Genomic DNA, 13,480 nt, shown 5'->3' with positions numbered 1-13,480 from the left:
CGACGGGACACGGCAGTCAACTGCGGTGCTCCCACGGTCGGTTTCCCTTCGCCAGAGGTCGGCTCGCCAGGGGCTGGCGAGCCGGGGGTCGGCTCACTCCCGCGCGCGGCGGCACGCGCCACGCGGCACAAAACGGTAACGCGGCGACGCGCCGGCTGTCCATGCGGCCTCGGGCCGAACTCGGCGGCCCGGCCGCCGGGGCGGACGCGGCCAGCGGTGTCAGTGCGGCCAGATGGGCGGGTCGGTGACGAACGCGCCGCCGAGGTGGGCCTGGTCGGGCTTGGCGGTGTCGAGCTCGCCGTGGGCGGCGATCACTTCGGCGGCGAACACCTCCGAGTCGTCCTCGGAGACATAGCCGAGGGCCTCGGCGGGTGCCAGATCCCAGACCCTGCGCGTGTTGTCGGAGGAGCCGTAGACGACGGTGTGGCCCACGTCGGGCGCGCTGAGCGCCGCGTGGAAGAGCCGGGCGCCGTCGGCGGGGCTGAGCCAGACCGACAACATACGAGCCGAGTTGATCTTCGGGAAGCAGGAACCGATCCGGATGGAGACCGTCTCGATTCCGTACTTGTCCCAGTAGAGCTGCGCCAGGTCCTCGCCGAAACACTTGGAGAGGCCGTAGAAGGTGTCGGGCCGATGCGGGACGTCCACCGGGACCGGGGCGTCGCCGGGGCGGGGCCACGGGGTCATGCCCACGGCATGATTGCTGGAGGCGAAGACGATCCGGCGTACGCCCTCCTCGCGGGCGGCCTCGTAGAGGTTGTAGGTCCCCTCGATGTTGGCGCGCAGGATCTTCTCGAAGGACGACTCCAGGGAGATACCGGCCAGATGGAGAATCGCGTCGGTGCCGCGCACCGCCTCGCGCAGCGCGGCCCGGTCGGCGAGATCGGCGACGATCGCGTCCGGCTCGTCGGGCACCGGGACCATGTCCAGCGAACGGATCCGGTGGCCGTGCGCGGGGAGCAACTCCCGCATCAGCGTGCCGACGATGCCCGACGCGCCGGTGAGCAGCACGGTGGACGGGGCGCCCGTCTGTTCGGCATCTCGTTCAACGGGCTGATCTGCCGGCATGAGTTCCCCATCTCCGTGAGACCGCCGAGTGGCTCCGCTTTGCCGGCCCACGCTATGCGTTGACCTCGGGCTCGTCAACGGTCGGGTTGACCGGTCAAACCACGCTCATCTAGCGTTAGTTGTTCAGAAGTATGGACAGTGGTCATCATTATGCACGGTCGGAGAGAGGCACTATGACCGAAGGCACCCTGGCTCAGCGGCTGGACGGCCTGCTGTTCTTCCCCGTGACCGCCTACGGCCCCGATGGCTCCCTCAACCTCACGGCCTTCCGCGCGCACCTGCGCGCGGGCGTCGACGCGGGTGCCGGCGCGGTCTTCGTCTGCTGCGGCACCGGCGAGTTCCACGCCCTCACCCCGACGGAGTTCGCCGACTGTGTGGCCACGGCCGTCGACGAGGTCGCGGGCGCCGTGCCCGTGGTGGCGGGTGCCGGCTATGGCACCTCGCTGGCCAGCGAATACGCCCGGCTCGCCGAACGTGCCGGCGCCGACGGCCTGTTGGCGATGCCCCCCTATCTGGTGGTTCCCGACCAGCGGGGCCTGGTCGCGCACTTCGCGCGGCTGGCCGCCGCCACCTCGCTTGAGGTGATCGTCTACCAGCGCGACAACGTGGTGCTGACGCCCGCCGCGGCCGTCGAGCTGGCCGCCACCCCCGGCATCGTCGGCCTCAAGGACGGCCTCGGCGACCTCGACCTGCTCCAACGGATCATCTCGGCCGTGCGGACCAGCCACCCCGACCAGCCGTTCCGCTACTTCAACGGACTGCCGACGGCCGAGCTGACCAGCCTCGCCTACCAGGGGCTCGGCGTGCGGCTCTACTCGTCCGCCGCCTTCGCCTTCGTGCCCGAGGTCGCGCTCGCCTTCCATCGCGCGCTCCAGCAGGGCGACGAGGAGACGGTGGGCCGGCTGCTCGACGGCTTCTACCGGCCGCTGGTCGAACTGCGCGACCGGGGCAGGGGCTATGCCGTCTCCCTGGTCAAGGCCGGGGTGCGGATGCGCGGCCTGGACGTGGGGGAGGTGCGGTCGCCGCTGTCCGAGCCGCTGCCCGAGCATCTCGACGAGCTGGCCGAGCTGATCGACCGCGGCCTCGGGCTGGTGAACGGCTGATGCGCGCGGGCACCTTCGTCTACCCCTGGGACATCGCCGGGGACCCGGCAGCCGCCGAGCGGATCGCCGCACTCGGCGTGCGCCAGGTCACCCTCGCCGCCGCCTATCACTCCACCCGCGCGCTGACCCCGCGCCACCCGGCGCACCGGATCGTCACCGCGCGCCACTCCGCCGTCTACTACCCCTGGGAGCGGGCACGCTGGGCGGAACACCGGCTGCACCCCTACGACCAGGGCTGGCTCCAGGACGAGGACGCCTATGGGCAGGCCACACTGGCGTTGGCCGAGGCCGGTCTCGACGTGCACTCCTGGGTGATCCTGGCGCACAACTCCCGGCTGGGCGAGGAGTATCCGGAGAGCACGGTGGTCAACGCCGCCGGCGACCGCTACCCGTGGGCGCCCTGTGTGGCCAGGCCCGAGGTGCTCGCCTACGCCGAGGAGCTGGCCGCCGAGGCCGCGGTGCGCCCCGGCACGGCCGGCGTCGAGCTGGAGTCCTGCGGCTGGTACGGCCTCGACCATCTGCACGCGCACGACAAGATCGGCGGCGCGGCGCTCGGCGGCGTCGGCGGCTTCCTGATGTCGCTCTGCTTCTGCGAGGTCTGCGCGGCTGGCTATGCGGCGTCCGGCGTCGAGCCCGAGCGGCTGCGCGGTGCGGTGCGCGCCGCCCTGGCGCCCTACTGGGCCGGCACGGCCGCTCCCGCGCCCGCCGGGCGGGACGCCGAATGGGCCGGGGTGGTCGCCGCGCTCGGCGCGGAGCTGGCCGAGGCGGTGGCCGACTGGCGGTCGCGGACCGCCGACGCGTTCCAGCGGGCGACGGTAGCGGCGGTGCGGGCCGAGGCGGCCCGCCTCGGCCGCACGGACTTCCGGGTGCTGCTGCACGCCGATCCCGCGCCGCACCGCTGTGGCGCCAACGTCGGGGTGGTGCCCAGGAGCGTGCTGGCGCACGCGGACGGCGTGGTGGTGCCGTGCGCCGGTGGCGCGGCGGCGCGGGACGCGGCGTTGACGCCGTTCGTCACCGAGCGTGGTGGCGAGGGCGCGCCTCGTCGAGTGGTCGCGGCGAACTTCCCGGTGGTCGCGGGGATGGGGGGCTCGCCCGGCACGCTGGCCGCCGACGCGGCCCACGCGGCCGAGCTGGGCGCCGACGAACTGCGGCTCTACCACGCCGGATTGGCCACGGACGAAGATCTACGGGCGGTGCGCGCCGCGCTCCGGGCAGTGAGCTGACCAGGCTGGGCCGCTTGTATCAAGATCACCGACGAGCGTCGAGTTCCGCCATGAGGACGCAATTCCGTAACGGTGTTGCCCAATGTGACATGCACAAAACCCGAATGCGCGACTGAGCAGGCACAATCCCTGGGTCCCCAAACTCGCTCAGTCAAGGATTCGACAATGCCGGTAGAACGGCTGACCAAACTGGACAGCTTCTTCCAGATCTCGGAACGCGGGAGCACCTTCGGCCGCGAGGTGCGCGGCGGCTTCGCCACGTTCTTCACCATGGCCTACATCCTGGTGCTGAACCCGATCATCCTCAGCAGCGCCACGGATGTGCACGGCAACCAGCTCTCCCTTGAGCAGGTGTTGACCGTGACGGCCCTGGTGGCCGGCGTCATGACCGTGCTGATGGGAATCACCGCCAACCTGCCGCTCGCGTTGGCGGCCGGGCTGGGCCTCAACGCGATGGTCGCCTTCCAGATCGCGCCCCGGATGAGCTGGCCCGACGCCATGGGCCTGGTGGTGCTGGAGGGCCTGCTGCTCTGCGTGATCTCCTTGACCGGCTTCCGTGAAGCCGTGATGAACGCCATCCCCATGGCGCTCAAGCAGGCGATCGGCGTGGGCATCGGCCTCTTCATCGCCCTGATCGGCTTTGTCAACGCGGGCTTTACCGTGGGGCACGAGGGCTCCCCGCCGCTCACCCTGGGCGGAGACGGCGAGTTGGCCGGTTGGCCGGTGCTGGTCTTCTGCCTGGGGCTGCTGCTGACGCTGGCGCTGCTGGCCCGCAAGGTCAAGGGCGCCATCCTGATCAGCATCGTGGCGATGACCCTCTTCGCGATGGCCGTCAACGGCATCGCGGACATCGACGACGGCGCCTGGGGCCTGACCGCGCCCAACTGGCCCGATGCCCTGGTCGCCGCCCCGGACTTCAACCTGGTGGGCGAGTTCAGCTTGTTCGGCGCCTTCGGCGAGGTCAGCGCCATCACCGTGGTGCTGATCATCTTCACGCTGTTCCTGACCGACTTCTTCGACACCATGGGCACCGCCGTGGGCGTCACCAGCGAGGCGGGCCTGCTGGACGAGAACGGCCGGGTGCCGCGCCTGGGCCGGCTGCTGTTCGTCGACGGTCTGGCCGCCGCCGCCGGTGGCGCCGCCTCCGCCTCGTCCAACACCTCCTATGTGGAGTCGGCCGCCGGCGTGGGCGAGGGGGCCAGGACCGGCTTCGCCAACCTGGTCACCGGGCTGCTCTTCACCGCCGCGCTGTTCTTCTCGCCGCTGGCCACCGTGGTCCCGGCCCAGGCCGCTGCGCCGGCCCTGGTCGCGGTCGGCTTCCTGATGATGGTGCAGGTCGCGAAGATCGACTGGGCGGATCACACCCTGGCCATCCCGGCGTTCGTCACCATCGCCGTGATGCCGTTCACCTTCTCGATCACCAACGGCATCGGCGCCGGCTTTGTCGCCTATGTGGTGCTCAAGTGCGTCACCGGCCGCGTCCGCGAGGTCAACTGGCTGCTGTGGATCACCGCCGGGCTGTTCCTGATCTACTTCGCCATCGACCCGGTCCAGCAGGTGCTCGGCGTCAACTGACGCGCGTAGCTGCTCCCCTCGTCCCTACCCTGATGCCTCCGGCCGAACGCGGCCGGGAGGCATCGGGCTGGAGGAGCACGTCATGCGCGCGTCGGGACGGGTGTTGCTGGTGGACGGACAAGAGCGGCTGCTGCTCTTCCGGTCCACGGACGAGGCGGGTGCCGACCCGTACTGGATGACGCCGGGCGGTGGGAAGCGTCGCCGGGAGAGCCTGGCCGCCACCGCCGCCCGGGAGCTGTGGGAGGAGACGGGGCTGCGGGTGCGGCCGGCGGAGCTGGGCGCCCGCGTCGCCTGGACGGGGGGCTTCGCCGACCTCGGCTGGCGCGCCGGCCGCTTCGAGGACCACTTCTTCCTCCTCCGGGTCGACCGCCACGAGGTGGACACCCGGCACATGGAGCGGCACGAGCGCACCACCCTGGCGGAGCACCGCTGGTGGCCGGTCGACGCGCTGGCGACCGCCGAGGAGCCGATCGTCCCGCTCGGTGTGGCGCCGCTCGTCACCGATCTGCTGGCCGGCCGCCTCCCGGCCGAGCCGGTCCGGCTGCCCTGGCACCACTGACCGCCACGCCCCGCCCGTCCGCTCAGAGGTGCCGGGTGGCCAGGCTCAGCCGGTCGCGGGCGTCGAAGAGCGCTTCCTTGATCAACTGCTCGTGCCCCGTGGTGAGCCGGGCCACCGGCACCGAGCAGCTGATCGCGTCCCTGGCCGGGGCGCGGTAGGGGATGGCGATGCCGAAGCAGCGCAGCCCCAGGGTGTTCTCCTCGCGGTCGATGGCGTAGCCGCGCTCCCGCACCTGCGCCAACTCGCCGATCAGCGACTCCCGGTCGGTGATGGTGTGCTCGGTCAGCCGCTCCAGCGTCGCCGGCAGCATCGCCCGCACGCGCTCGTCCGGGTAGGTGGCGAGCAGCGCCTTCCCCAACGAGGTGGAGTGCGCGGGGAGTCGACGGCCGACCCGGGTGAACGGGCGCAGGTAGTGCTCCGACTGCCGGGTGGCGAGATAGACGACGTTGGTCCCGTCCAGGCGCGCCAGATGGATGGTCTCGCTGGTGTCCTCGGCGATGCGGTCCAACGTGGGGCGGGCCGCCGCGACCGCCTCGTCGCCGTCGATATAGGAGGTGCCGACGAGCAACGCCCGCACGCCGATGCCGTAGCGGGTGCCGGTGGCGTCGGTCTCCACCCAGCCCAACTCGACGAGGGTGCGCAGCAGCATATAGAGCGAGGACTTGGGGTACCCGACGGCCGTCTGGACGTCGGCGAGCGAGTGCATCCCGGGTCGACCGGCGAAGAACTCCAGCAGTTCCACCGTGCGGACCGCTGACTTGACCTGGGCACCGCCCGTCTCACCGGCTGACATCGACCTTGACCCCTTTGTTCGCAACGCTATAGAGTCCCAAGGAATTCACATATCGGGACGATGTTCAGTATCTCGAACGGTACTATAGCGAACCTCGTCCCTTCCGGAGCAGCCGTTCAGGAGGATCGATTCCGGTGGCAGTACCAGTGTGGAGCGTGGACCCCCGATCCGGAAACCAGCGTGAGCAGGTGGCCTTCGAGGCCACCGCCGGCGAGGTGGACGCAGCCGTCCGTGCCGCGCACGCGGCACGGGGCGCCCTCGCCGACCGGGATGTCCGGATCGCCCTGCTGCGCGCCGCCGCCGAGGAGTTGACGGCCGACGGGGAGCGGATCAAGGAGACGGCCGACGCCGAGACGGCCCTGGGCCAGGTCCGGCTCACCGGCGAACTCGGCCGCACCACGGGCCAGTTGCGCGCCTTCGCCGACGAGATCGAGGACGGCGGCTACCTCGATGTGATCATCGACCACGCCGATGACTCCCTCGCCCCGCCCCGTCCCGACCTGCGCCGCTACAAGATCCCGGTGGGCGTCGTCGCGGTCTACGCCGCCTCCAACTTCCCGCTGGCGTTCTCCGTGCCAGGCGGGGACACCGCCAGCGCGCTGGCCGCCGGCTGCCCGGTGGTCGTCAAGGCGCATCCGGACCATCCGGCGACCTCCGAACTGGCCGGCGCCGCGCTGCGCCGGGCCGCCGTCCGGGTCGGCCTGCCGGCCGAGGTGGTCACCGTGGTGCACGGCTTCGAGGCCGGCGTCGAGCTGGTCAAGCACCCGCTGGTCTCCGCCGCGGGGTTCACCGGCTCGGTCCGTGGCGGGCGCGCGCTCTTCGACGCGGCGGCGGCCAGGCCGACCCCGATCCCGTTCCACGGTGAGCTGGGCAGCCTCAACCCGGTGGTGGTCACCGAGCGCGCCGCAGCCGAGCGGGCCGACGAGATCGGCGCGGGGCTGGCCGGCTCGATGACGCTGGGCGTCGGCCAGTTCTGCACCAAGCCGGGCCTGGTGCTGGTGCCCACCGGCGAGCGGGGCGACGCGTTGGTCGCCACGCTGGCCAAGGCCGTCGCCGAGGTCGCCCCCGGCGTGCTGCTGGACGGCCGGATGCGGGACGCCTTCGTGGCCGGCGTCGCCGCCCGGGCGGAACTCGACGGCGTCAGCGCCCCCGTCGCCGCCGGCGAGGGCGAGGGCCGCACGGTCACCCCCGGCTTCCTCACCGTGGACGGCGCGCGGCTGACGGCGGCGGGGGAGCACGATCTGCTGTTGGAGGAGTGCTTCGGCCCGCTGACCGTGGTCGTCCGCCACGCCGACGCCGAGCAGTTGGCCACCCTCCTCGCCCGCTTCCCCGGCAACCTCACCGCCACCCTGCACCTGGGCGCCGACGAGGCCGGGGACCCGGCCGGCCAGGGCGCCCAACTGCTGGCCGCCCTCACCCCGTTGGCCGGCCGGGTGCTGGTGGGCGGCTGGCCGACGGGCGTCGCCGTCACCCCGGCCCAGCAGCACGGCGGCCCCTACCCGGCGTCCACCTCAAGCTCCACCTCGGTCGGCGCCACCGCCATCGAGCGCTGGCTGCGTCCGGTCAGTTACCAGAGCGCCCCACCCGCGCTGCTCCCCCCGGAGCTGCGCGACGACAACCCGCTGGGAGTCCCCCGCCGGGTGAACGGCACCCGGGAGGTCTGAACGCGTCCCCGGACGACCGGGCGCGCGCGGTTGAGTGAACCGGCACGGTGAATCAGCCGTATGTGCGGCGGTGGCCGCGCGTTCACCTTGGTGGTCAGTTTGCGCCATTGTTGACTCCTAGCCTCACCGGAACATCTGTTCCGCCACATCAGCACGTGAGGACTCGCGATGTCAGCACAGCACCCGGTCTTCCCGGAGATCGATCCGGATGACGTCAGCTCGAACCGTTCCGACAACCCGTCCTTCGGCGAGGTGGTCCAGCGCCGGGTGTCCCGCCGGGACACGCTGCTGGGCGGCACGGCTGCGGCTGCCGCCTTCCTGATCGGGCCAGGATCAGGCAGCGGCGCGGCGGCCACCGGGGCCCACCCCGCCGGCGGCGGACGGGGCCGGCCGGGGAGCCGGCCGCTGCTGGGCTTCACCCCGGTCCCCACCAGCGACGCCGACGACTTCGTGGTGCCGGAGGGCTACCGGGCGCAGGTGCTGATCCCCTGGGGCACCCCCGTCCGCCCGGACGGGCCCGCCTGGCACAAGGACGCCAGCAACACGGCCCAGGAACAGGCCCAGCAGGTCGGCATGAACCACGACGGGATGCACTTCTTCCCGCTCGGGCACGGCCGGGAGGGCAACCGCCGTGGCCTGCTGGTGCTCAACCACGAGTACATCGACCAGGAGTTGCTCTTCCCCGACGGGCCGGCCGAGATGACCCAGGAGAAGGTGGCCAAGGCGCTGGCCGCGCACGGGGTCTCCGTCGTGGAGATCGAACGGCGCTCGGACGGCAGCTGGGAGACGGTCAACTCGCGCCGCGCCCGCCGGGTCACCGGCGACACCCCCGTGGCGTTCTCCGGGCCGGTCCGCGCCGACCACCCCGAGCTGCGCGCCGAAGGCCGCCCGCGCGGCACCCTCAACAACTGCTCGCACGGGGTGACCCCCTGGGGCACCTATCTGGCCTGCGAGGAGAACTGGAACAACTACTTCGGCACCGAGGACGAGAGCTGGGAGCCGACGCCGGCGCAGGCCCGTTACGGCGTCTCCGCCGCCGGCGGCGGCTTCGACTGGCATCTGGCCGACCCGCGCTTCGACCTGGCCGCCAACCCGGGCGAGATCAACCGCTTCGGCTGGATCGTGGAGATCGACCCCAACCGGCCCGACGCCACGCCGGTCAAGCGCACCGCGCTCGGCCGCTTCAAGCACGAGGGCTGCACCGTCACCGAGTCCTGGGGCCGCGTCGTCGCCTACAGCGGCGACGACCAGGACGGCGACTACATCTACAAGTTCGTCGGCACGGGCAACTGGCGCCTCCAGCGGGCCCTGGGCCGCAGCCCGCTGGACCACGGCACCCTCTATGTCGCCAGCTTCAAGGACGACGGCAAGGGGGAGTGGCTGCCGCTGACCCACGGCCGGGGCCCGCTGACCCGCGCCAACGGCTGGCAGGACCAGGCCGATGTGCTGCTGCGCACCCGCGAGGCCGCCGACGCGGTCGGCGCCACCAAGATGGACCGCCCCGAGTGGATCACCATCAACCCCAAGAACAACGACGTCTACTGCACGTTGACCAACGGCAGCGGCTGGGACGCGGCGGTCAACCCGCGCAACCCCAACCCCTACGGTCATATCGTCCGGTGGACGGAGAAGCGCCGCGACCACACCTCGACCACGTTCACCTGGGACATCTTCGTCCTGGCCGGCGACCCGGCCTACGACGACCAGGTCGACCTGGACGAGACCAACATCTTCGGCTCGCCCGACGGCGTATGGTTCGACGACGACGGCCGGCTGTGGATCCAGACCGACATCTCCAACAGCTCCCAGCACCTGGCCGAAAAGGGCTACGACAACATCGGCAACAACCAGATGCTCGCCGCCGATCCGGAGACCGGCGAGATCCGTCGCTTCCTGACGGGCCCCCGGGGTTCCGAGATCACCGGCGCCACGGCCAGCCCCGACCAGCGCACCCTCTTTGTCAACGTCCAACACCCGGGCGAGGCCACGGTCGCCTGGGGTGAGCCGAGCCCCGAGAACCCCCGCGCCGTCAGCAACTGGCCGGACTTCGACCCCGAGGGCCGCCCCCGCTCCGCCACCGTCGCCATCACCCGCCTCGACGGCGGCGTGATCGGCGCGTAGCGCCCGCCGCGCGGGCCCCGGGGGCCGGACGGCCCCCGGGGCCCGCGCCGTGGCGGCCTCCCGGTCAGCGGACGCCTTCCCCGGAAGGGCACCGCGTGGCCCGTTCAGAGCCAGGGGGCGAGGGCGTGCTTGCCCCGGGTGCGGCCGGCTTCCAACTCCCCCAGGACGGCCGGGCCTTCGGCGAGGGGGTGCAGGGTGGGGGTGCCGGGCGGATAGACGCCCTGGGCGATGAGGGACTGGAGTTCGGTCAGCAGGGACAGGTAGAGCGCCGGCGCGGACCGGGCGAGGGTGCCGATATGGAGGCCCTTGATCTGGATCGGGTGGCGGAAGACCAGGTCGTGGGTGGTCAGTCCGGCGTCGCCCGAGGCGGCGCCGAAGACGACGACGCGGCCGAGCAAGGGCTTGGCGACGGAGAGACTCGCCGCGAACGTGGTCCGTCCCACGGACTCCAGGACCAGATCGACGCCGCCCGTCAGCCGGACGATCGTCTCGGCCAGATCGGGGCGGGCGCCGTCGAGGACCTCCTCGACGCCGAGGGCGCGAACCGTCTCGTGCTTGCCCGGCGAGGCCGTGGCGATCACCCGCGCACCGTAGTGCCGGGCGAGGCGGACCGCGGCCTGCCCGACTCCGCCCGCGGCGGCGTGCACGAGCACCGTCTCGCCCGGCGCGAGGGCGCCCAACGGCCGGAGCGCGGCCAGGGCCGTCGCCCAGTTCAGCACCAGGCCGAGGGCCTGGGCGTCCGTCCACCCGTCCGGGACGGGCAGCGCCCCGGCCGCCGGCATCGTCATGTACTGCCCGAAGGCGCCGGCGCCGGCCCCGACGACCAACGTGCCGGCCGGCAACGGGGAGGCGATGTCCGTCCCCGCGCCCACGATCTCGCCCGCGGCCTCGAAGCCCGCGACATAGGGCGCTCGCGGCCCGCCGCCGTACGTTCCCCTGGTCTGCATCACATCGGCGAAGTTGACGCCGGCCGCGCCGACGCGGATCAGGTACTCGGCCGGGCCCGGCGCGGGCCGGGGGTGGTCGGGGACGAGGGCGAGGTCCTTCGGCCCTCCGGTGGACCGTTGGACCAGGGCCCGCATCCGTGTGTCGTTCTCCATGGGCGCACTGTAGAAGCCTCACGCAGGCGTCAGGGTCAACTCCCGTTCTGGCGGAGGAAGGCGTCGAGCGCGGCCTGCCTGGCCTGGAGTTCGGTGATCCTGGCGGCGAGCCGATCGCGGTAGCCCGCCACCTCCGCCAGGAACTCGGCCTCCAGCGCGGCCTGCCCGTCGTCGACGACGGGCAGCGCCTCCCTGATCAGCCGCACCGGCAGCCCGGACTCCAACAGCGCGCGGACGGCGAGGACCCGGTCGATGGTCGGCCGGCAGTAGTCGCGGTACCCGTTGTCGCGGCGCCCCGGGACGATCAGTCCCTCGTCCTCGTAGTACCGCAACGCCCGTACGCTCACGCCGCTGACCCGAGCGGCCTCGCCGATCCGCATGGTCCGCTAGCCGGCCTCGCCCGAGCCGGCGACCGGGGTGAACGGGTTCGGCGGCTGGCCGCTCCAGCGGTAGAGGTGGACCTCGCCCTCCTGGTCGCCGCCCGGGACGGCGCGGCCCTCAGCTCCGTAGTAGTAGCCGTCGCCCAGCGACTCCAGGCCGTAGGAGGCGTCGAAGTCCCAACCCCAGGTGTCGGTGGCCTCGTCGTGCAGCCCGCGCGGCAGGAGGCTCAGCAACTGGCCCTCCTCATACTCCGGTTGGCCGACGATCTCACCCCGCTCCGGCTGCCTGGCGCCCTCCACCATGAAGAGCGGGTAGTTGGGGAACTCCTCCTTGACGCCCGGGTAGACGGCCAGCAGCCAGTTCCCCGTGTGCTGGTCGTATTCGAGGTTCTGCACGCCGTAGGTGGTGTTGCCGGTGTGGAGGAAGTACTTCTCGTCCACGGCGTCGGGCCCGCTGCGGTGCGGGTCAGCCTGGGAGAGCGGGCGCTCGTACGCGTGCCAGTCGTCGATGTCGTACTCCAGGACGACCTGGTGGTCGTTGTCGGTGCGCTCCACGTTGGAGTAGACGCCGTAGGCCACCATCAGGTTCTGTTCCGCCCCCCAACGGGCCCCGAACGAGGGGCCGAACGAGACGCCGTCGATGCCGCTGCACCCGTAACGGTGGTCGGCCGTGTCGCCGGTGTCGCCGTCGAAGACGCCGTCACCGTCCATGTCGGCGGTGAAGTCCTCGACGACCTCCTCCAGATGGACGGCGGTGAGCACGCCGTCCGTCTCCGCGTCCATGCCGATCCGGTCAATGGCGTCCACGTCGAAGATGGCGATGTAGAACGCCTCCTCGGCCTTGTACTCCAGCGAGCCGTAGACCCGCCCGTCCTCGCGGTTGAGGTCGATATCGCCGAGGTGACCGGTGAGGCCCTCGACGGTGCCGATGACGTTCCCTTCGAGATCGGTCTTGACCAACATCTGGGTGAACGACCAGTAGACGAGGTCGTTCTCGGTGTCCACCACGACGCCCTGGACGTGACTCGTCGGCCATGAACCGCCGTTGACGTACTCCGGCCAGCGGGGCTGGGGCGGCGGATCGACGGCGACCGACGTTTCCGCCCCCACCGGCGGCGCGCTGGGGGCGGGGTTCGGGGCGGCCTGTGCGATGGGCACCGCCGCGACGGCCACCCCGGCGGCGGCGAGGGCGGCGACAAGGATCAACCTGGCCTGAGACACGCGCTTCTCCCAAGGTGTGACGGCATAACGAGCCACGGGAACGGTAGGAAGCACGCGTTATCGGCTCCCCCGACCCGGGCGACCACCGGATAACGACGTCGTGAACTCGCGAACAGCGAAGCGGCCCCCGGCCGGCCCGTCTCGCCGAACTGCGCCTTATCGTAACCGATTCGTTGTACAACTGGAACCGTCGAGGCGTCAGGTGTCTCGGGAGTAGGCACCGGACGGCTGTGGTCGCTGGGGCGAGGGGCCGATCGCGGCGCGGGGCGTCGGGATCTCAGGCGTTGGGGCGGACGTCGGCACCCCCGCCCCCACGGAGGGGCCGTGACGCCTACGTGAGGAGCGTGGGGAGTTGGCTCATGTCGTCGAAGACCGTGGTGTCCGGCCCTTCGAGCCAGTGCGCCGGGGTGAGTTCGGCTTCGACGGCCGCGCGATGACGTTCCGCGAACCGTTCCAGCCAGAGTGCGGCCCGCCTCCGGCCTATTCGGTCGGCGATCTGCTCGCCGTTGGAGACGATCGATCGGCCGATGAACTTCTCGATCACCTCGGCCTCGGTCAACGGCCAGCCCATTTCGGCGCCCAAGGCGGCGTGGAGGCGCACGGCCAGGCGCTCGCTGTCGATGAGCACGCCGTCGCAGTCGAAGATGACGAGTTCCACCGGACTGACCATGCG

Annotated in this window: 12 protein-coding genes; 6 read left to right on the top strand and 6 right to left on the bottom strand. The window is 71.7% G+C overall.

The features are described from left to right. Positions 1 to 219 precede the first annotated feature (219 nt). Positions 220 to 1,068, bottom strand: a complete 849-nt coding sequence (locus K4G22_RS04360; protein ID WP_228078335.1) for an NAD-dependent epimerase/dehydratase family protein — start codon at positions 1,066 to 1,068, stop codon at positions 220 to 222. Positions 1,069 to 1,241: 173 nt separating this feature from the next. Between K4G22_RS04360 and K4G22_RS04355 the strand changes: the two genes are divergently transcribed. From K4G22_RS04355 to K4G22_RS04340, 4 genes are all read left to right on the top strand, one after another. Continuing rightward, the gene (locus K4G22_RS04355; RefSeq protein ID WP_228078334.1) at positions 1,242 to 2,171 is read left to right on the top strand and encodes a 5-dehydro-4-deoxyglucarate dehydratase; all 930 of its coding nucleotides are present in this window, start codon (positions 1,242 to 1,244) and stop codon (positions 2,169 to 2,171) included. After that, positions 2,171 to 3,394 (top strand): hypothetical protein, encoded by a 1,224-nt coding sequence (locus K4G22_RS04350; protein WP_228078333.1) that lies wholly within the window; start codon positions 2,171 to 2,173, stop codon positions 3,392 to 3,394. The genes K4G22_RS04355 and K4G22_RS04350 overlap by 1 nt, the downstream gene beginning before the upstream one ends. Before the next feature lie 165 nt (positions 3,395 to 3,559). Continuing rightward, on the top strand, positions 3,560 to 4,969 hold the full coding sequence (locus K4G22_RS04345) for an NCS2 family permease (RefSeq protein ID WP_228078332.1): 1,410 nt from the start codon (positions 3,560 to 3,562) through the stop codon (positions 4,967 to 4,969). A gap of 82 nt (positions 4,970 to 5,051) precedes the next feature. Next, positions 5,052 to 5,528, top strand: a complete 477-nt coding sequence (locus K4G22_RS04340; protein WP_228078331.1) for an NUDIX hydrolase — start codon at positions 5,052 to 5,054, stop codon at positions 5,526 to 5,528. Positions 5,529 to 5,550: 22 nt separating this feature from the next. Here the strand turns inward: K4G22_RS04340 and K4G22_RS04335 are convergent, their stop codons facing one another. Further along, positions 5,551 to 6,321: an IclR family transcriptional regulator gene (locus tag K4G22_RS04335; protein WP_228078330.1), complete on the bottom strand. Its 771-nt coding sequence runs from the start codon at positions 6,319 to 6,321 to the stop codon at positions 5,551 to 5,553. Positions 6,322 to 6,455: 134 nt separating this feature from the next. Here K4G22_RS04335 and K4G22_RS04330 point away from each other — a divergent pair, with 134 nt between their 5' ends. Together K4G22_RS04330 and K4G22_RS04325 are read left to right on the top strand one after the other, a co-directional pair. Continuing rightward, entirely contained in the window at positions 6,456 to 7,985 is a 1,530-nt protein-coding gene (locus tag K4G22_RS04330) for an aldehyde dehydrogenase (NADP(+)) (RefSeq protein WP_228078329.1), read from the top strand. 168 nt (positions 7,986 to 8,153) lie between these two features. After that, complete coding sequence (locus K4G22_RS04325) at positions 8,154 to 10,106, top strand: PhoX family protein (protein ID WP_228078328.1); 1,953 nt, start codon at positions 8,154 to 8,156, stop codon at positions 10,104 to 10,106. Positions 10,107 to 10,210: 104 nt separating this feature from the next. Here the strand turns inward: K4G22_RS04325 and K4G22_RS04320 are convergent, their stop codons facing one another. The 4 genes from K4G22_RS04320 to K4G22_RS04305 form a co-directional block, all read right to left on the bottom strand. Beyond that, positions 10,211 to 11,206, bottom strand: coding sequence for a zinc-binding dehydrogenase (locus tag K4G22_RS04320; protein WP_228078327.1), 996 nt, complete (start codon positions 11,204 to 11,206; stop codon positions 10,211 to 10,213). A 35-nt stretch (positions 11,207 to 11,241) separates the two neighbouring features. Continuing rightward, positions 11,242 to 11,586, bottom strand: a complete 345-nt coding sequence (locus K4G22_RS04315; RefSeq protein WP_228078326.1) for a MerR family transcriptional regulator — start codon at positions 11,584 to 11,586, stop codon at positions 11,242 to 11,244. A 6-nt stretch (positions 11,587 to 11,592) separates the two neighbouring features. Further along, a complete protein-coding gene (locus K4G22_RS04310) occupies positions 11,593 to 12,807 on the bottom strand; it encodes a hypothetical protein (RefSeq protein ID WP_425336600.1) in 1,215 nt (404 codons plus the stop codon). A gap of 331 nt (positions 12,808 to 13,138) precedes the next feature. Further along, positions 13,139 to 13,477, bottom strand: coding sequence for an HAD family hydrolase (locus tag K4G22_RS04305; protein WP_228078325.1), 339 nt, complete (start codon positions 13,475 to 13,477; stop codon positions 13,139 to 13,141). Between the last annotated feature and the right edge of the window lie 3 nt (positions 13,478 to 13,480).

The organism is Streptomyces profundus, assembly GCF_020740535.1.
Lineage (GTDB): Bacteria > Actinomycetota > Actinomycetes > Streptomycetales > Streptomycetaceae > Streptomyces > Streptomyces profundus.
Note: the sequence above shows the minus strand (reverse complement) of the source record. Positions and strands in the feature narration are given on the sequence as shown.